Source organism: Sphingobacterium spiritivorum ATCC 33861 (assembly GCF_000143765.1).
Lineage (GTDB): Bacteria > Bacteroidota > Bacteroidia > Sphingobacteriales > Sphingobacteriaceae > Sphingobacterium > Sphingobacterium spiritivorum.
Genome location: NZ_GL379770.1, coordinates 353,595 through 373,079 on the forward strand (window position 1 = coordinate 353,595; position 19,485 = coordinate 373,079).

The 19,485-nt window shown below is 39.2% G+C and carries 21 protein-coding genes; 6 read left to right on the top strand and 15 right to left on the bottom strand.

Annotated features, from left to right (window positions below; genetic code table 11):
- The first annotated feature begins 28 nt into the window (after positions 1-28).
- Genes HMPREF0766_RS01785 through HMPREF0766_RS01800 form a run of 4 tightly spaced genes read left to right on the top strand, consistent with a single transcriptional unit; the run spans position 29 to position 4,165 of the window.
- Positions 29-337, top strand: a complete 309-nt coding sequence (locus tag HMPREF0766_RS01785; RefSeq protein WP_002993154.1) for a helix-turn-helix domain-containing protein — start codon at positions 29-31, stop codon at positions 335-337.
- 23 nt (positions 338-360) lie between these two features.
- Positions 361-1,863, top strand: coding sequence for an SMEK domain-containing protein (locus tag HMPREF0766_RS01790; RefSeq protein ID WP_002993155.1), 1,503 nt, complete (start codon positions 361-363; stop codon positions 1,861-1,863).
- Positions 1,860-3,308: an argonaute/piwi family protein gene (locus HMPREF0766_RS01795; RefSeq protein WP_002993156.1), complete on the top strand. Its 1,449-nt coding sequence runs from the start codon at positions 1,860-1,862 to the stop codon at positions 3,306-3,308. Before HMPREF0766_RS01790 ends, HMPREF0766_RS01795 begins: the two co-directional genes overlap by 4 nt.
- Before the next feature lie 5 nt (positions 3,309-3,313).
- Positions 3,314-4,165: a pPIWI-associating nuclease domain-containing protein gene (locus HMPREF0766_RS01800; protein WP_002993157.1), complete on the top strand. Its 852-nt coding sequence runs from the start codon at positions 3,314-3,316 to the stop codon at positions 4,163-4,165.
- A gap of 2 nt (positions 4,166-4,167) precedes the next feature.
- Here HMPREF0766_RS01800 and HMPREF0766_RS01805 read toward each other — a convergent pair whose 3' ends face one another.
- From HMPREF0766_RS01805 to HMPREF0766_RS01815, 3 genes are all read right to left on the bottom strand, one after another.
- Positions 4,168-4,551, bottom strand: coding sequence for a response regulator (locus tag HMPREF0766_RS01805; RefSeq protein ID WP_002993158.1), 384 nt, complete (start codon positions 4,549-4,551; stop codon positions 4,168-4,170).
- 273 nt (positions 4,552-4,824) lie between these two features.
- Complete coding sequence (locus HMPREF0766_RS01810; protein WP_002993159.1) at positions 4,825-5,124, bottom strand: helix-turn-helix domain-containing protein; 300 nt, start codon at positions 5,122-5,124, stop codon at positions 4,825-4,827.
- Complete coding sequence (locus HMPREF0766_RS01815) at positions 5,105-5,416, bottom strand: helix-turn-helix domain-containing protein (RefSeq protein WP_037459849.1); 312 nt, start codon at positions 5,414-5,416, stop codon at positions 5,105-5,107. The genes HMPREF0766_RS01810 and HMPREF0766_RS01815 overlap by 20 nt, the downstream gene beginning before the upstream one ends.
- 175 nt (positions 5,417-5,591) lie before the next feature.
- Between HMPREF0766_RS01815 and HMPREF0766_RS01820 the strand changes: the two genes are divergently transcribed.
- Positions 5,592-7,193: a hypothetical protein gene (locus HMPREF0766_RS01820; protein WP_002993163.1), complete on the top strand. Its 1,602-nt coding sequence runs from the start codon at positions 5,592-5,594 to the stop codon at positions 7,191-7,193.
- Positions 7,193-9,844, top strand: a complete 2,652-nt coding sequence (locus HMPREF0766_RS01825; RefSeq protein WP_002993164.1) for a hypothetical protein — start codon at positions 7,193-7,195, stop codon at positions 9,842-9,844. Before HMPREF0766_RS01820 ends, HMPREF0766_RS01825 begins: the two co-directional genes overlap by 1 nt.
- Positions 9,845-9,903: 59 nt before the next feature.
- Here HMPREF0766_RS01825 and HMPREF0766_RS01830 read toward each other — a convergent pair whose 3' ends face one another.
- The 12 genes from HMPREF0766_RS01830 to HMPREF0766_RS01885 form a co-directional block, all read right to left on the bottom strand.
- Entirely contained in the window at positions 9,904-10,185 is a 282-nt protein-coding gene (locus HMPREF0766_RS01830; protein ID WP_002993166.1) for a hypothetical protein, read from the bottom strand.
- A 121-nt stretch (positions 10,186-10,306) separates the two neighbouring features.
- Positions 10,307-10,756 (bottom strand): DUF3872 domain-containing protein, encoded by a 450-nt coding sequence (locus HMPREF0766_RS01835; protein ID WP_002993167.1) that lies wholly within the window; start codon positions 10,754-10,756, stop codon positions 10,307-10,309.
- A gap of 11 nt (positions 10,757-10,767) precedes the next feature.
- Positions 10,768-11,328 (bottom strand): conjugal transfer protein TraO, encoded by a 561-nt coding sequence (locus HMPREF0766_RS01840; protein ID WP_002993168.1) that lies wholly within the window; start codon positions 11,326-11,328, stop codon positions 10,768-10,770.
- A 27-nt stretch (positions 11,329-11,355) separates the two neighbouring features.
- Complete coding sequence (gene traN, locus HMPREF0766_RS01845; RefSeq protein ID WP_002993169.1) at positions 11,356-12,249, bottom strand: conjugative transposon protein TraN; 894 nt, start codon at positions 12,247-12,249, stop codon at positions 11,356-11,358.
- 24 nt (positions 12,250-12,273) lie between these two features.
- Positions 12,274-13,620, bottom strand: a complete 1,347-nt coding sequence (gene traM / locus HMPREF0766_RS01850) for a conjugative transposon protein TraM (RefSeq protein WP_002993170.1) — start codon at positions 13,618-13,620, stop codon at positions 12,274-12,276.
- Complete coding sequence (locus tag HMPREF0766_RS01855) at positions 13,607-13,891, bottom strand: hypothetical protein (protein WP_002993171.1); 285 nt, start codon at positions 13,889-13,891, stop codon at positions 13,607-13,609. Before HMPREF0766_RS01855 ends, traM begins: the two co-directional genes overlap by 14 nt.
- Before the next feature lie 17 nt (positions 13,892-13,908).
- A complete protein-coding gene (locus HMPREF0766_RS01860) occupies positions 13,909-14,337 on the bottom strand; it encodes a hypothetical protein (RefSeq protein ID WP_002993172.1) in 429 nt (142 codons plus the stop codon).
- A gap of 10 nt (positions 14,338-14,347) precedes the next feature.
- Positions 14,348-14,971, bottom strand: coding sequence for a conjugative transposon protein TraK (gene traK, locus HMPREF0766_RS01865; RefSeq protein WP_002993173.1), 624 nt, complete (start codon positions 14,969-14,971; stop codon positions 14,348-14,350).
- 20 nt (positions 14,972-14,991) lie between these two features.
- Positions 14,992-15,987, bottom strand: coding sequence for a conjugative transposon protein TraJ (traJ, locus tag HMPREF0766_RS01870; RefSeq protein ID WP_002993175.1), 996 nt, complete (start codon positions 15,985-15,987; stop codon positions 14,992-14,994).
- Between the two features lie 3 nt (positions 15,988-15,990).
- Positions 15,991-16,623: a DUF4141 domain-containing protein gene (locus tag HMPREF0766_RS01875; RefSeq protein ID WP_002993177.1), complete on the bottom strand. Its 633-nt coding sequence runs from the start codon at positions 16,621-16,623 to the stop codon at positions 15,991-15,993.
- A 27-nt stretch (positions 16,624-16,650) separates the two neighbouring features.
- Positions 16,651-19,152: a TraG family conjugative transposon ATPase gene (locus tag HMPREF0766_RS01880; RefSeq protein ID WP_002993178.1), complete on the bottom strand. Its 2,502-nt coding sequence runs from the start codon at positions 19,150-19,152 to the stop codon at positions 16,651-16,653.
- Entirely contained in the window at positions 19,149-19,481 is a 333-nt protein-coding gene (locus tag HMPREF0766_RS01885) for a DUF4133 domain-containing protein (protein WP_002993179.1), read from the bottom strand. The genes HMPREF0766_RS01880 and HMPREF0766_RS01885 overlap by 4 nt, the downstream gene beginning before the upstream one ends.
- Positions 19,482-19,485: the final 4 nt, after the last annotated feature.

The following is a 19,485-nucleotide window of genomic DNA, read 5'->3' on the forward strand; positions in this document are numbered from 1 at the left end:
GTCAAGTAGAATATTTCAAATACACAAAATGGATTATAAAAAAACAGTTGGAGAAATATTACGTGCTAAACGAGAGGAGAAAGGGCTTCTCTTAAGGCAAGTTGCTGCTTTGCTCGAAATGGATACAGCAATTCTGAGTAAAATTGAAAGAGGGCAAAGAAATATCAATAAGGAACAGGTTTTTAAACTCGCAGATATTTTGGGCATAGAACGAGAAGAATTACTTATTCAATACCTCAGTGAGAAAATTGCAATTGAGCTAAAAGACGAATCGTTGGCGGATAAAACTCTTAGAGTTGCCGAAAAGAAGATAAAGTATATGTCACAAACTAAATAATAAACCTCGAAATATTTCAAAAATTGAACAGGATTGAATACATCAACAAGATCACTACTTGTGCAGCGAGATTTGTCCACGAAGTGGAAGGGTTTAATGCAATAGGAAATTATCATATTAATATCCATGCAGAGAATTTTTTGGTACCGTTATTAAATGAGGTTTTCGGGTTGGAACTTGAAAATCTTAATTCTACAAAAAAGAAAAATTTTCCAGCAATTGATCTGGCCGACTTTAAGAATAGGGTGGCTTTTCAAATTACGTCAACATCTTCTCTTGATAAAATTAGGACTACGCTCGAAACATTCTCAAAGTATGACCTACAAAATGAGTTTGATGTACTCTACTTATATATTCTCACAGAAAAGAAGCCGCAATACAATGATGCAAAACTGAAAGATGTAATACCCGATAGTTTTGGGTTTGAGTCAAGTGACCATATTATAGACAAGGACGTTATTCTTCAGAAAATAAATGCTATAAGCTCAACGCCCAAAATTCAAGCGATTTCTAAATTATACGAGCATGAGTTTTCGGATATACAGATTGAACAGCGCCAGCTTAAGTTCGAAAATGGATACTTGAATAACGAGCCAGAAGATATTTCGCCTAACATGGTTAAAATATCATTTCCGAAGGTTTTGTATAAGGCAGAATTGTTTATTAATGAAGAAGCTATCCTCGAAAATCTAAACGATTATTTGGAGAGTATTGGAAAAAGGAAAGTGAAAAAGTTGAAGCCAAACACACTGGTCAAAAAGGCTTTAAAACAAAATAAAGTATATTTTGAAGACTGGATTTTACATGAAAAGTGTATTTATACTTTTCGGGATTTATCTAAAAACAACGAACCATTGAGAAAAATTATAGATGCTGGCACAATAACTACTTTGGATTGTAAAGACTTCTACGAACAAGATGAAGCGAGTAACAAAGTATTCAAAAACCTTTTAAGAAAATCTCTGATCCAACTTTGCTATTATAAAGGAATAGAATTCTTCCCGCCAAGAGGAATTTTCAGATTTGCCAATTCAAGACCTCCTAAAGCAAAGCAAATTAGATGGAAGGGTAAAAAAGAGTCTACCAAGACAGTAATATTCGAAATGACAAATAAGAAGGAGGGGCACATAATCTGTTATAGACACTTAGCATTCAAAGCATCTTTTTTAAATTTTGAAATAGATTGGTATTTGGTCATAAATCCAACATGGAGCTTTACAAATCCGGGTGGATATAGGGAAAGTCGATTTGAATCAGCATATATGGCAGGAATAAAACGACTTGAGAATAACAATTCTGTTTACAATTACTTTAGATTCTTTGCGTACTACTTATCTTATACGGACCTGTTTGTTACTGAATATCCATACCTGCAGACCTCGAAAAATGAGCCATTAAGTTTATCTCCCAGCCTAGATGAACAAAAATGGATACCCGTTAAAATCGTTGAAGAAACATCTGAGTTTACTCCAACGGAAATAAGCCTTGATAACGAATTAACCAACTCAATTTTTTCTGATCAATGAAATTAAGATATATAGAAGAACCATCATTACAATTTGGCTTAGGACATCAGATTTGTCCTAAAAGTGGCATTTACAATTTTAATCCATTTGATATTGATCAAGTTAGACCTGAAAAAATCACCATTGGAGTAGTTGGAAAATCTGACAGTGTTGATGCAGTTTTAGAATGGATAGAATCATGCAAAACCCATATTGATGGAAAACAAAGTAAAACCCCACATCCCAACCTTTTTCTAAATTTTTGCGGTTTCAATAAAAGTATAGGCTTTAAGTGCGAGATCAATTATGATGATACATACCTAAGAAAGTTAAATAACTCTGATTTAGAGAAAATCGTCAAGAAAAGCAACTCCCTGGAAACGATAATTGCAGAAATTACAGAACTCTATTTAGCTGAAATCAAATTCTTATCTAAAAACAAAAAACCAGATGTAATTCTTTGCGCTTTGCCTGAAAATTTAATGAAACATATTACCGAAGCTAAGGCAAAAGCTTCTGGTGAAGATGAAGAAGAAACTGAAGTTCATGAACGTGATTTTGATGAAGATGAGGTTTCTTCAAAAGAACAGAATTTCAGGAGAAATCTTAAAGCAAAGGCAATGCAATATAATGTGCCTATCCAAATCATTAGGGATAGAGTTGCAAAACCAACCAAAGAGATGCAAGATCCTGCAACGGTTGCTTGGAATTTTTTTACAGCATTATACTATAAAGCTTCAGGAACGCCTTGGGCATTGATCAGAAAAGACACTGCTGAAACTACTTGTTATGCCGGTATAAGCTTCTTTAAAAGTAGAGATAGAAGCTCAACACAAACAAGTATTGCCCAAATATTTAATGAGTTAGGGAAAGGTGTCATTTTAAGAGGTGAGGAAATTACTTTGAAAAAAAACGATAGAACACCACATCTAAGTGAAGAACAAGCATTCAATCTTCTAAAGCAGTCCCTAACTGAATATTATGAAGCCGTAAAAATTTTTCCGAAAAGACTAGTAATCCATAAGACCTCTAACTTCAGTGAAGATGAAGTTTACGGGTTTACCCAAGCAGCTCGTGATTTGCATATAAATCAAGTTGACTTAGTTTCTATACAAACATCTGATTTAAGATTATACAGGAATGGCAATTATCCGCCGATGAGGGGAACACATTTCGCTATGAGTTATAAACACCACTTGCTATATACAAGAGGATCTGTGCCGTACTACGAAACGTATCCAGGTAGATATATCCCTCGAGCCATTGAAATAAAATTAGCACAACATGATGAATCTCCAAACATCATTTGCGATGAAATCCTTGCATTAACCAAAATGAATTGGAATAATACACAATTTGATAGGCAGATGCCTATTACAATTGAATGTGCGAGAAATGTTGGAGAAATATTAAAATATTTGAACCAAGAAGATAGTATGCAGCTTAAATACAGCTTTTATATGTAGAGACTATGGAGAAAGCCGAAAAAATAAAACAATTACTATCCAACCAATTTGAGTTGGATTTATTTGAAGCTTCAATTGCTAGCTTAAATGATCGAACAAACAAACTTCGCTTTAATAATTTTGCATGCTCTATAAGGGAGTTGTCACGACATTTTTTATATAACCTTGCTCCGGAAGAACGTGTGAAAAATTGTGTTTGGTTTAGCCCCGAAACTGCAGACGGAAAACCTACAAGAAACCAAAGAATTAAATACGCAGTCCAAGGTGGAATAGACGACACTTTTTTAGATCGTTGGGGATTTGAGGTTGACGAACTCAAAGACATGATAAAGGATGTAAAAGAAACAATCAATACTTTAAGCAAGTATACCCATATTAATCCTGAGGTGTTTAATATTAGCGATTCTGAAATTGAGCGTATGAGCCAAGATGTACTTAACTCTTTTATTAGTTTGGTAGAAACAATTGAGAACTATCGTGAAGATCTTAAACAATTCCTTGATGGACATATCGAAGAGCATATGGTATCATCCGTTGTAACTAATTTTTTTGAGAATGTTGATCGACTTGCACCTCACCATTCACTGGAATATAGTGAAGTGTCAGAATATCATATTTCAGAAATTAATGAATATGAAATTGTAGTGGACGTCTTTGGAGATTTACATGTGATTCTTGAATATGGGTCTAATAAAGAAAGACGTGAAGGTGATGGATTAGACTTGCCAGAAACATTCCCTTTTGAAACGAAGATACGCTATCAAATTGAAGAGGATTTTCCGTCCTCTAAGTTTGAGGTCGATGACTACGATGTGGATACTTCAAGTTGGTATGGAGACGATGATGATGAAATATAGTCTTAAGCACTGAAGATAGCTTTCTTAAAATCATCAACATCGCTTCCAAGTAGTAGATAACTTGAAAACCCAATCTCTAAAAGAGATTTCCCAACTTTCTCATCATCAATATCGCTATGGGCAACCAGTTTGATTGCAGGGTACTCTTTCCTTAATTCTTGAAGCTGTTTAAGCACATTTTGGTCGTAAAAATCCAAGTCAATAATACAGACTTTGGGGAGTTCATTCAATGAAGACAACTGTGTTAGCCCATTTTCAATGCTTTCTGACCGAGATAGTATTTCCATTCCAGATGCAGCGAGATCTTTGCAGATGTTATCGGTTACAGGGCTTTTGTCATTGATAAAAGACAGGGAGATTGTTTCTTGTACAGTACCAGTTTTCATACGTTACCTTTTTTTGAGTTAGATGAAGTTCCTGCACAAAAAGAAAGCGCAGGCAACTACACTTACCGCACATTGAGGTACTGGTATACCCGACAACGAATAAGCGAGCGCCCACGCCTATGGCATGAGCGTTCTTCCTTATCGTCCCGTTGTCTAAAAATTACCAGTTTTCAATGTGGGACTTAAAGCAAAAACACTTTAAGTATTTCTATATTTTACATAGCAAAGATACTAAACTCGTTTCGATATAGAAATATGATTGCTTGAAATCCGTTACTTGTTCTTTTGTCCATTGCAGACATAGTTTTGTTCAAGTATCCGTAAAAGGTCGGTTTGCTTAAAAATGATTTTGCCGCCTATCTGGATGTATGGGAGTATTTGGTCATCACGATATTGCTGTAAAGTCCGTCTGCTGATATGTAACAGCTTGCACACATCTTCGCCCGAAAGATATATTTCACCGTTCATTACAGGACGGTAGTTTTTTAATATCTGTTCAATACGATTTCGTAGCTGTGTAATCATTTCCCTGTGGGCGATGATATCGTCACTATCATTCGTGAATAAATCCATTTTCAGTAGTATTGTCCAGCTGTCCGGCTTCGAGCAAAGCCTGTACATCTGAGCGTTTATAATAATTTTTACGGTTCAGTTTTGAATACGGTAATAGTCCTTTGCTTTTGTGGGTCTGTAAAGTCCGCTTGGTAATGTTCATCATCAGACATACTTCCTGGTTATCGAGCCATTGTTCCGCTTTAAAAATGGGCGTATATTTCTGTGTGGCATTTTCGGTCAATTCCAAAAGTGCTTTTAGCTCATTTTTCATTCCGTCTAGTGCCGACTTTTGTATTGCAATTACTTCCATTGTTTGCTCAATTTTACTATGGAAGTCGAATTTATAAATGCTTATGATAGCGTTAGAAAATGTTGCAGGCTTTGGCTCTGAAAGGTAGTGTTTGGCTCCGCGATAAATTTCAGCATAGTTTATTTTGTAAATTTGAAAATTATAGGTTAATAACAAATTCAATAAGAATTTTTAAATGGCATTATTACAAAAAGGCAAATCAAACTATCCGTTTTGGGGAGCATCAATAAATTTAATTACAGGACTTGACCCATTAGGGCTTCAGACAACTTCAGAGGCAACTTATGCAACGATGTTGCCCGGAATTTCTAACTTGACTAATCGACTGCGGTACTATGGCTTTTATTGCTGGTTATTAGATTTTTACTTTAAAACAGAGAAAAAGGGAAATTCAAAAGAGCAATACCGCTTTATTCGCAGGGCTGAGTTAATGATTGCTATCATAATGCAAAGTCAGCGGAAAGCAGTTCAGCAAATTACAGGAAGTAATTTCGCATCAAACCTACTCAACACGATTGAAAATGATTATTTTGATTTAGCTGAGGGGGCTGATAAAGACGGTACAGACAAAAATGTGTATTGGAAATATCCGTCCGGTGCTTTTGGGCAATATTATTATGGGGCGATGCAAGCTCTTTCATTAATTATTACTGCGGTAAATGATTTTGGAGACGTTGTTTACAATATAAGCCAACCACATCCCAGACAAAAAGTTTCAGGAAAACAATTAGCTAATGCTTTTGAGATATCATTATCCCCCCAAATAAAAGAGTTATTTTACAGCAACATAAAAAAAGGAAAGCTTTACCAATCGGATATACCAGAACTAATCAAATATTTTGCGATTGAGACTATAGAAACTGAAAGCAGTGAATGGCAATTGTATATGGAAATGCTCCTTGACAAAGATGAGCCAAGCCAAGAAGTTGAAGAATTGGTGACTTTTCATAGAAGAGAAACCATTTTATCGCTAATAAAAACAGCGGTTCAAAACGATAATGACTATAATTGGTATAAATTTTTGCTCGAAAGCTATCATAAAAAATTAGGTTCAAGCACTCAACCCGAAACAGAAACAAACATCGGTTGGTATTGCTATCAACTAAATGAATATTGGCAATACAGTTGCGGAACAATATTTTGGGCATTGCTGCAACATCTTTACGATTTTCAACAAGACCAATATTTGCCGTCTTTTGTTGAGAAGTTTTCGGATAGCATCTCAAAAGAAATTTGCAAAGATTTTAACCAATCAATACAGCCCACATCTTTAGTTTCAGAAATTTTATCACTCATTCCAGATACGAACGACGAAGAGGAAACGAAAAGAGCAATCAACCAAACCAACGACCCAATTCTTGCTGGTAAATACGGTTTCATGCTTTTACTTCAGCTGTTCAAAAATAATAGAGAACAATTGCATCCTTTGAAAGAATTTATGAGTAGAAAGAGAACAGAAAGAGATGGAAATATGGTTGATGGCATCCTTACAGTTCATAAAGCAGAGAAAGAAATTCTTAAAGATTTTGTTGAACAATTTATTTTACGCAAAATAATTTACAGACACACAATGGTTGCCCTTAGAAAAATGGGTAATGGCTCACAATCCACGCATAAATTTTTTATAGAAGAACAATACATCCGTTTCATCGACATATTTCCACCAAGAAATACATCGCCGAGAATGAATGCTTTGCAAAACATAATGTTTGATTTGCAGGTAATCGACGAGGAAAAGGTTTTGTCTCCGCTTCACACAAAACTTTTGGTTGACTAATGGCATTAGAAAGAGAAAACATTTTGACTTTAATTGGAAGCAGAAGATACCATTCTTGTATTCTTACCACTTTCAGCTTTGACTTTTACTTTTTTGAAATGAAAGCAATGAAATGGTTGCGTTCGTGTGGTGTGAGAAACATTAATGTTTTTATTGACGGCTACTATTATTCAGAGTTGATGCGACAAGCCACTGGCGAAGAAATGCAACTTACTGCCGGTTATTCACTTTATCCTGTTTTTCAAAATTCAGTATTTCATCCAAAAATCTGGATGCTATTTGGCGATAAGGAGGGTTTATTAATTGTTGGTTCAGGAAATCTTACCAATTCGGGAAATGGAAACAACGATGAAATTTGGGGAGCATATCATTTTGATATTCGTTCGACCGAGAACGCCCCAATATTTTCATCTGCTTGGAATTATTTATCGATGCTTTCATCAACAGTTAAAGGTCAGATGAATGAAAAGACCACAAGGTGGATAATTGAACATTCAAAATGGCTTAATGAATTACCAGCAGTAAAACCGTTTGAATTTTTAAATACTTCACAAAAAGAGAAAGTTGCTTTTTTATTCAATTCCGAAACCTCTTCGATTTGGAATGAGCTATTAAAACATATTAGCAACGAAAAAATTGTTGAAATTACTACCATTTCTCCATTTTATGATAGCAAAGGAAAGGTACTGCAAGAGCTTAAAAATCTTTTCCCAAAAGCAGATATTAATGTGGTTTTAGAAGAAAGTGGTTTTATTCCATCGGCAATGGATTTAAGTAAAACATTTTCATTTTACGACTGGTGCAATGCTGGTATCAGTAGAGTTCAATATTCGAAATCTGATAATTCAAACTCTAAACTTCACGGAAAGATTATCCATATTAAAACAAAAGATGGTAAAGAATTTTGCCTTTTCGGAAGTGCCAATATAACACCGGAGGGCTTGGCATTAGCAGGAAAAAATGCAAATGCAGAAGTTTCACTTCTTATACGATCTGAAAAAGGTGGCTTGCTTAATAAATTAGGCATAAAATTGAAAGTTGGCAACAAAAAACAACTTTCAGATTTTACTTCTACAGCTCATAAATCCATTTATGAAACGATAATCAAGAATAATAAATTTCAGGTTCAACTTCTTAGCGCAGAATTGATTTATGATGAGCTTACAATTCACTTAAATGGCAATTTCTCAGAACCGTTTAAATTTATGCTTTTTGATAAAGAGAACCGATATTTTCATTCCCAAACATTCTCGAAGTTTGAGCAAGAACTAAAAGTAAAACTCAATGCAGAATTAGGTAGTTTTCAGTACGTTCAATTGGCTAATATGGAGGATGAATTTGTATCAAACAAACTTTTGGTGTCTGATTATTTTCATCTTGCCAAAACCCATCCAAATCCTAAAACTGAAGACATAGAAAGGATTTACAGCGAAATCCAAAATGGAGAACTAAGCAAAGTTCTCGACTTGTTGCATTATGCGATAATTGATGAAACGGAAAACGAAGAAAGTGCAAGTATTCTGAATAGCCGTAAAACTACAGATGCAAAAAGAGACGGAAACAACGAGCCCGAAAAGCTGTATGACCTTTCTTCTTACAAACCAATTGAGCATTCTGCGTATGAGAAAAGTCTTTTGCTTTCTTCTCTTTCGCTTCGGGTTTTAGATGTTTTAAAATTCATTCACTCAAAATCTCTGTCCATAAACAGACAGATTGATATTAGCATTGATGAACAGGAAGAAAATTTAGGTAACATTGATGGCAATGAGAAAAACGAAGTAAAAATAGTTCGTAATCTTTCTTTTGCGTTGCTAAAGTCTGAAAAAAGAAAATTGACAAGCTATTTTGATAATCTGTATTATAATCAGCAAGAACTTCTTTATGGTAACAATAGACCCCAAAACTATAAACCCACATTAACAGACTTAACCAAATATTTGATAACGCTTGAGCTGATACTTGAATATGGAGGCAAAACAGAAAAATACGACGAGCAAGAAAAGCAACATTTCTTTAGCTATCTTCCGTTTAGCAACAATTATGACAACAATAATGTGAAAGGTTGTTGTTTAAACTTAATAGGCGACTTTTTAATGTTGGCAAGAACAGGCTTTAAAGAATACGAATTTGATTATACAAAAAAGAAAGTTGAGGAATTAAAAGCCGATGCACTTGTAAACACGATTGTTTGCCTGATAAACAATTATTGGAAAGATGGCGAGATGCATTACTTTTTTTCAATGCTTCTAAACACGCTTCATTATTTAGGGTGGAAAAATATTGATGATTTTGAAAATAATTTTGATGATTTGCAAATTAAAATCAATCTTAGAATTTCTGACCTAAAACAGCGAACCAAAGGACTTGAACAGAATCTGATGGTGTTTTATTACAAAGTTTGTCCAGCATTTAAAAAAGTTATGAAGCAACTTGCAGAAAAAAACTTCGATACACTGGCAGTTCAAGGTCAAATTATTTACAAATCTCCGTGGGGTTACAGCTATGTTCAATCAGTAAATAAAATAAATGACTTTACGCTAGTTAGACCAGGCTTTATGTGGGATGATGTTAAAGAAGATTATATAAAACATAGCCCAGATGAAATATATTTGCCGTTAAGGCTCTCTTCTTTTATTTGTACGGATTTGTAGTCATAAAAAATCGGATAACCTTTTGGGCTATCCGATTTGCTTTTAAAATTCTGTAATAATTATCTGCGTTGGGCAGGTTGTTCGGTTGTTACGTCAGGCTGCTGTTTTTCCTTTTTTTCACGGGAATAAACCCATAACGACAACAGCCCAAATATAATCAACGCATAAGCTATCCATTTGCCAACCTTTTCAATCAATTTAATGAAAATCGAACTTTCATAAGATGAGAACCCCTCAGTTCCCATAGAGCTGCGCCTGTAAAACTTTCTACGGTTAATCCAGTAACGAAGTACCAAGCCTGCAACCAAAAATATGATACCTATAACGAGTGATGCAACCATAGTTTATTTCCACTATTTGAATTTACAAAAAAATATTTGTTTAGCCCCTGAACGATGCGTATTCAATACAAAAACGGCTTACCAATCCAATAAGCCGTTTTTTATGAATTGACATGCTGTATTAATCACTACTGTTAAACTGAAAAGTTATCTGCTTTTCGTTCCCGAAGTTATCCGAAATCCAAACCTCAAAGGATTGAGATACTGCAGATGCCGAAGTATAGTACAAACGGAACTGCTCGGTTGGTAACTCATACAGATCATTAGGTAGGTACGGCGGCTCATCGTAATACCTAAGTGTGCCCTTTCCGTCAAACTGGAAGTAGCGAAGGAAATATTGCGTGCTGCTATAATTTCCAGTTCGCTGTATTGTAATGCGGATCTCTACCGTCTGGCCGTTGGCAACATATTTAGGCACTGGCATCACTTTGACCTCAAAAGGAAAGTCCTTTTGTATTTCGAGTTCATCATCTTTGCTACAAGATACCAACGTAACCGAAGCTGTGAGGATTGCCAGGAATACATATATCGGCAGTAATCCTATTCTGAAATTATTGAATATTGCTATCATTGTTTTCTGTTTTAAAAGTTAAACCTTAATCCCATACCTACGGACGGTCGGAACTGTTCTAAGTCTTTACCCCAAAGGACTTTTGTACGCCCTTGCAGGACTAATACAAATCGGTCGGACAGGTACGTTTCAAATGTGAGCCGTCCACCAGCTCCGTAGATAAAATTGTCCTCGCTCAGTATCTTCGATCCGTCATACAACATAGCTTCGCCCCGGTTAATGCTTTCATAACCGACTACGCCTGTTATTCCTAAATTCAGCGTGATGTTTTTTCGGGCATCGCCCAACAAGTAGAAACTGTAACCGCCTTCGGCACTATAACTTTCCTGCGGTATGCGCAGGTCTTTATAGTCGTGGTATTGGTGTGTATATTCCAATGCCCAAAGCTGGTAATTGCCGTTTTTACCATTTACAGTCATCGCTACACTGATGTAATAATCATTGCCAATCTTATCATTGGATAATACGCCTGTGCTTATTTCCAAGCCTTTCTGTTTAGGCAGCATTCGTTGTGCCTGTGCCATTGTGATGCCCATTAAAACAAGCATCACGGTATAGATATACTTTTTCATTTTATTGCTATCTTATTTAAAGGGTTATTAAAATTTCAGGTGCATATCGTTAATCAAACGAGCCTTGATTAAATCAGAGTTTTCTATCTGAAGTGTTTGATGCCTGCCACCGTTTTTCTCGAAAATCTCAATCAGTAATACCTTGTCATCAGCAATGGTAAATTGGTCTAACATGAACACGTTTTGCTCGATGGTTTTTCCACCGATCTCGTCCAATGGTTTGTAAGTGCGTAGCGGTATCATCGGACGTTCCTGTACTACGGTACGTTTGGCTACCTTTTTATCCACTACCTTGAAATTCACAAAATCAATCTGAAATGGCACATTGGTACGGTTTCTCAATTCCGTATGCAAATAGTATTTGCCGTTGTGGATGTAAATGCCTTTGAGCATAAACTGAATGCCGAAGCTCTTAGCTCCAATATGCTTTACAATGCGTTTGTCTTTCTTGTAAATGGTTTCCAGTAGCAAGCCTGCCAGCGAGGGCGAATTGTTGCCCAATTCTTCAAAAAGCACATCGTTACCATTGGCTTTATCTACCGCTTTCTGCATCGTGAGCAGGTCATAGCTCATTGCCGCCGGGTAGGAACTGTAATACACGTTGAAGTTGTAAAAACGACCGTCATTCGTGATAACGGAAAAATTGGTTTCAGGCTCAAAGTCCCTTACAGATGCTTTCACACGCAACACGTTTTCTGCATCTTCGGCTTTTCCTGCTATCAGGTATTCGCTGCCCAAGTCCACATAACGAATGGCGGTCGGGAAAATCAAGTGCGAAGTTTTATCGTAAGTTACTTCCATACGGTACGGTTCTATCTTGCCCAGGGCAAGCGGCGTTCTGATGGTGTCCTGTGCGTAAGAGTTTACGGCAAAGCCGAGTATCAGGGCAAAAGCCCAAAAGGTTTTTAAATGATTTTTCATTGTTTTATTTATTTGAGTTCAACATTATTTTTTAGATACAAGAAAGACCTGATAGCCCGCTTTCAGTGTAACCTTTGGCGTTCTTACTTTCTTGGCGAAATAGCCTGAGATACCCTGTACCACGCCACGGCTTAAATCAGCCGCTACCTGCTGTCCGGCATTCTGCGTGAGCATTACGCTTGTTCCCCCTGTCTGGCTCATATTGGCCGCCATTTCGGTAAGTGCATTCATTTCCGGCGAATACGGAACGTACAAGCCTTGCTGCCCGTCCAAATCGTAAATGATTATATCTACCGGAATGATGTTGCCCTCCAGTTCTACGGAGGTAACTTTTAATTGTAGCCTGCCATTCTGAAATTTTGCATTAGCCGTTACAATTGTTCCTTTGGGAATGGTACGTTGCGGGGTTTTAGCAGGCTCTAATAGTCGTAAGCGCACACCCGTTTCGCCAACTACTGTCTGGGCTTCGTTTACACAGGCTTTGATGCTGTTTTTAGGCTGTACTACCTCTTCAGTAGAACCTGCGGTATAGAACCCGCGGCTTTTTGTTTGGCTCCAATCGGCTGCAAAGGCACTGTCCGACGGTTCACGGTACAAGGCTGATACAATGTTCTTTCTTGTTGGTGTGAACGATACAAATTGCTCTTTTTGGTTAGCACCCGCAGCCCCAGTAGTTGCACCGTTGGCAGGAGCAGCATTTCCGGTGTTAGCATTTTGCGGAAGATACTTTGCAGCCATTTCATAGGATTTCTCCATTAATTTGAGTTGGTCGTCAACGGTGGCCACAGGTGGCACATCTTTCTCGGCCAGCTTTTCTTTCATTTCGTCCAGTTGCCTGCGGAGTTCCATTGTTTCAGAATTATTATCCTGATAGAATGAACCCAATGTGCTTTGCATATTTCTGTAGCTGTTCAATCCATGATTACCGTTTCTTCCCGAATTTCTGCCGCCACCGCCAAAGCCGTTGCTTTCTTCATCTTGTTCAGGTAAACCTTCTTCATTGTCAGCAGATGCACTGTCTTCAGTATTCCAATAATCAGAAAGCGTGGTCAGTGCATTGCGCTTTTCCTGCTCTTTGCGTTCGAGCATTTCCTGTTCATACGCCTTGCCTTTATCGGCAGGCATTCCTGCCCCGGTAGCCTGTGGTACGGCATCGTTTAATCCGATGTTCTCCACCGCCTTTTTGTCTTTCGACGGTTTAAATATCAGGTACATACAGCCGAGAAATACCACTCCCATTAAAAGGAATATAAGTGGCTTTTTGAGTTTGTCGGCTTTGTTCTGTGCGCCGTCTTGCAACACATCAGCAGTTTCATTCGGGTTCCCCTCCGTTACCCGAACAACCGATTTTTTGTTCTCATTTTCTTTCATAAATCTGATTTTTTAAAATTGTTGATACACTATCCGGCAACCTTGCAGGATTTCCATTTTTAAGGACAGGGTTCTCAATATGTTTAATGACCATATTGTTACCTGACTTTGAGGTGTCGTACATCACTTTGCCAATGACCACTACGGTGAGCAGTAGGTAAACCACAAAGAAGTACAGCGTATATTGGCGCTGTTTGCGCAAAGGCAACGCCCGCCAACGTTCATCGAGCCGGTCAAAGTACCTGTCCATATTTGCTCTTAATTTTTTCATAGCCTTACTATTTGTTGTTACAGCTTGAAACGCTTAGGACTTTTACCCGCCTGTTGCTTTGGCTCATCGTTGACCAGTGCGACCGCTTCCGTTAATTTGGGTGCAGATATGACGGACAGGTTTGCCAGTTCTGATTTTTTAAGCAACTGCCCGAAGCCGTCTTTCTTGGCTATTTCCATACGGCTAAGCGAAAATTTGCCATTCAGGTATTTTACCCACATACTGCATTCTACACGGGGCTTGTCATCACCCGACCATTGTAGGTAGCCTGTCAGAAATAAATCCTGTTTAGGTAAATTGTCTGCACCTTTTTGGCAGCTTTTGAGGTATTCGCTGATACTGTCTTTCAGCTTTCTGGCATACGCACCCTGCGTATGGAAATAGCCGTTATATCCTTTGTCTGTAAGGATTTTTGCGAACGTTTTTAAATCTGATAATGCTTCCATAAGATTGTTTTTAGCGTTCGATGACTTCGATATCCCTGTTTTCCACGACTGCAAATTTTTCAATATTGAAACCTTGCGGGTTGTTGTCAGAGCGAACGGAGTTAACGAGATAGCAGGAAGTAATCAGGTTACGTCTGGTTACATTGCTTGACCGGATGATGAACTGTTTGGCATAGGTGCGCACTGCATACGGGTAGTTGTCGAAGTTGCACACGACACTATCTACCTCTATGCGTTGTTGCACGTTCCCCGAAATAATCCTGCTGTAATAGCCCTTTTCCGATAAGTCTTTGTAGTAATCAAAAGCACTTTTATCGGCAAGGTTGAATGCCCTGCTCATATTGCTTTCAATAGCATTCTTGTCGGGGGCAAGCGTAAAGAACAGTTCGTGGAAACGTCTGACGTGTTCCCTTGCTTCAACCGGGCGGTTGATGCTTGCATCCTGCGACAAGGCAAGCATCAGGGATTTACCATTATCCAGTACATAGATTTTTTGGCGTTGTTCTTCTGCAAAGCGGTAGGAACGCCATACGGCGTATCCTACCACACTGGTGCAGAGAACCGCAAACACAATGGCATATAACCTTATCTGCCTAAAGCTGTTTTCGATATTTCTTAGCGTTTTAAATTCCATTTTTTAGAATGATTAATTGTTTATTTATTCATCAGTTTACCGCCGATGTTTCCAACTGTCGAACCTGCGCCTGCTCCGGCGATATTTCCGGCTTTCATTGCCGTGGAGTTTACATTGCGGGTAAAGTTCCCTGCGCCTCCGGCTTGGATTACCCAACCTGTTACTGTCGGTATAGTGAAGTACCCGATGATGCCGATAATCATAAAAATGATGTACACGGTATTGCTCGTATCAGGAATGTAGGTGGGGTCGGCAAGCATTGCTATATCCCGTTCTAAAATGAGGGATTGTATTCTTGCCAACATTGAGCTGAACAAATCCGAAACGGGAAGCCACAGGTAAACGCTTACATACCTCGTGAGCCATTGCGTGAGCGTGGACTGAAAGCCGTCCCATACGGAAATAGCAAAGGCTATTGGTCCGAGTATGGAGAGGACTATCAGGAAAAACGTTCGTATGGTATCAATGACCAAAGCCGCCGCCTGAAAGAGTATTTCCAATAGATTGCGAAACCAGTCCTTTATCGCCTTTTCAATCTTGTAGGCTTGCCTGTCCATATACATACCCGCCATTGTACCAATGTCGGACGGCGACCAACCCAGTTCGTCCAGTTTCTTATCAAACTCTTCGTCTGATACCATATAGGCAGTTTCAGGATTTCTGACCATTGCCTCATATTCCAACTGGTCTTTCTGCTGTTGCAGCTTGTTCAGGTCAATCACCTGGTCTTCGAGTATTTGGTGGGTTCCTACAACCACCGGGCTTAACACTGCATTGATGGTTCCCAGTACGATAGTCGGGAAGAACATAATGCACAGCCCCAAAGCGAACGGGCGCAGCAGAGGGAACATATCAATAGGTTCGGCACGGCTTAAAGCCTGCCAAACCTTTAATGCTACATAGAACAATGCTCCCAATCCCGCCAAACCCTTAGCTACTGCCGCCATATCGCCTGCAAGCGGCATCATATCGTCATAAAGCGATCGCAGGAGTTCGTGAAGATTATCCCATTCCATAGTTTACCAGTATTTTTGGTTAGCAGTTCCGTAGAGTTCAAGCACTCTTTGGGCATCGTTTTTCTTTTTCGCTCTTAGGTAGCTCACAGAAATGTTCTTAGTGGTGTAGTAGCGTACAAGGCTGTGGTAATCCTTTACCTCTTTGTACACACGGTCAATAATGTCCATACGCTCTTTGTCATTCAGCGAAAGGCTTGAAGAGGTTACAATCTGCTTTAGTTCTTTCAGCAGTTCGGTACTTTCATTGAGCAGTGCCGAATAACCGTTGCCAATAGCGACCAATTCCTGTGGCGAAAAATTGGGGTCGTTCATCATCTTGCCGAAGTTCTGCACGTACATTTCGGACACATCGCCCACCAAGAGTACGGTTTGCTGCACCTTACGGGCATCTTTTACAAGGTTGTTGATAGCTTTCAGCTTGTCGTAATACTCCTTGCCCTGGTCGTACACTTTCTTTACTTCGTTGAAGTTCTTTATCACATTACTCACGGTGGAAGAAGTCTGTATGATTTCATTCGCACTGTTGATAATCCCTGAAGCCAAATTAGCGGGGTCGGTTACAACCCATTGGGCTTTTGCTGACGGTGCTACGGCGAGCATCAGTGCCGTACACACCAGATACATTACTTTTTTCATTGTTCTGATTTTTTAAATTGTTAATGACTATTGATTTGAATTGTCCCGCCGTTGCATTGCGATATGCTTAATAGCGAGTTCTACGTTACCATCGAGTTCCGCAGCAAGCTGCATCACTTCCATCTTTTCGGTTTCCTCTGTGGTGTAGGCGAGGTATTCCTCCAAACTAACTTCGGTGGCATAGACTGCCGAGTGCGTACCACCTAAACCAATCCAAACCTCTTTGTACAAGCGGCTTGCATCGTTGTTCATATTGATGGAAAGTACCTGACCTTTTTCTTTGTCGGTAAGCCCCAACATTGCCTGTATATCATCAAACTTGTTCATATACTTGCGTTGGTCTAAAAGGATTTTACAGTCGGAGTTATTGATGATACTTTCTTTCACAATGGGCGACTGGATGATATCATCGACCTCCTGTGTTACGACAATGGCTTCTCCGAAAAACTTACGCACGGTTTTGAACAAATACTTGATGTATTCTGCCATTCCCTCTTTTGCAATCGCTTTCCAAGCCTCTTCAATCAGGATAAGTTTGCGAATACCTTTCAGTCGGCGCATTTTGTTAATGAACACCTCCATAATGATAATCGTGACTATGGGAAAGAGGATTTTGTGGTCTTTTATCGCATCAATTTCAAACACGATAAAGCGTTTGGAAAGAAGGTCTAACTGCTTATCGGAGTTGAGCAAATAATCGTATTCTCCTCCTTTGTAATAGGGTTCGAGAACATTCAGGAAATTGGCAATGTCAAAATCTTTTTCCCTGACTTGTTTCTCCTCCAATACTTTGCGGTAGTCGTCTTTTACATACTCATAGAAGCCGTTAAATGACGGATAAGTATCATCTTGTTTGATACGTTCGATGTAACCGGAAACAGCATTGGACAATGCTACTTCTTCCGACCTTGTCGGCGGTTCATCGTCCCGTTTCCAAAGAGTGAGTATCAGAGTTTTGATACTTTCCCGCTTTTCGATGTCGAACACGCCGTCATCGGTATAAAAGGGATTGAACGCAATCGGGTTATCTTCGGTGTACGTGAAGTAAACACCGTCTTCGCCTTTGGTTTTTCCTTTGATGAGTTCGCATAATCCCTGATAACTGTTACCCGTATCTACGAGTAGAACGTGAGCACCCTGTTCGTGATATTGGCGTACCATATGGTTAGTGAAGAAAGATTTTCCCGAACCTGACGGACCAAGTATGAACTTGTTTCTGTTCGTGATAATCCCACGTTTCATCGGCAAATCGGAAATATCCAAATGGATTGGTTTTCCTGTAAGCCTGTCCGCCATTTTGATACCGAACGGAGAGGGCGAATTGTGGTAATTCGTTTCTTCTGCAAAGAAGCACAAGGCAGGTTCTATAAACGTATAGAAACTTTCCTCACTCGGAAAATCGCCAGCATTGCCTGGCATTGCAGCCCAATACAATGTGGCAACGTCTGTCGTGTTGTGGCGGGGCTTACACTCCATTAGTGCCAACGCACTACCGCAATCGTTCTTTAGCTGTTTGAGTTCCGCAGGGTCTTCCGACCAAGCCATAATATTGAAGTGTGCTCTTACAGAAGATAGCCCGAAGCTGTGTGCTTCGTTCAGATACTTCTCAATCCACTCCTTATTGATTTGGTTCGCCCGACTATAACGGGCTAAAGAGTGCATATTACGGGCAGATTTCTCAAACTTTTGCAGGTTGTCCTCGCTGTTATCCAAGAATAGGTACTGATTGTAAATGTGGTTACAGCTCAATAACAACCCTACGGGTGCAGCAAACGACAAACGGCAGTCGCTCCGGTCGGTAGATAGCTTTTCAAAGCGGGTATCAGCCGAAACAGTTGCAGGCAGGTCGTCCGTATCGGACAAGGTGTGCAAAGACAGCCTTTTGTTGCCGATACGCACTTCTTCCGCTCCTAATGCGATGTCCTGCATTGGTGTTCCGGCTTCTCTCGAAAGTGTAAGGTATTGTTCCAGCAATCCCTGTTTTTCGTCTGTTCCGATGATGTCGTCTTCGGTCAAACGTCGCAGGTTTACAAAACCGCTATCATTCACGATACGTTCAAACTGTGCGACCGCTTCCATAAATTGATGTATCGTTTCCTTATTGATTTCCTTTGGAATAAGCGTACCCTTGCAAAGCGAACTGAAATTGCTTTGCATACGCATTCTGTTCTTGGTCGTTTTTGTCAGGAACAGGTAGCAATAATGGTTCAGGAATGGTCGTTCGTTGAAATGCCGTTGATAGCTTTTGGAAAGAAAACTCTGGTCTTCCTGTGCCAAATCGGGAGTGTAGCTTTCTTTGATATACCAATCTTGCTTGTGAATGACTGTAAAATCGGGTAATGTCTTAATCGCCTTATGCCAGGCGGAGTGAATAGCTTCGTATTCAGCCGATGCTACCGTAAACAGCTCAGGCAATCGTACTTCAAAACAGGCGGTTATGTCCGCATCTTTGGACAGGATACAGTTGTTTTCTACTGCCAAGAGTGGAAACTTATGTTCCAATGTGGTTGTTTTGGCTACATTTCTCATACGGCTTTCGGTTTAGGAGTGAATTTTAAATACCTGCGTACAGGCTTACGACAAATAATGTAGCGAGGGTGTCGTTTTCTCGCACCTACTTTCATTAGTCCGTGTTCTCTGTACTTTCGGTTCAGCGAAAAGGTCTGCCATACAATGAGCGAAGCACCGCCAGCTCCGAGAAACAGGCAGACGTAATTACTTACGCCAGCCATATACAATATCATCACGAAGATGAGCGTACCGAGCAGACCACCAGCGAATATGAACAGGTATTGGGCTTTCAGCCCTTTAAATTCCACTGTCCTGCCAATGCCTTTGTTAATGTTATAACTGTTCATAAGG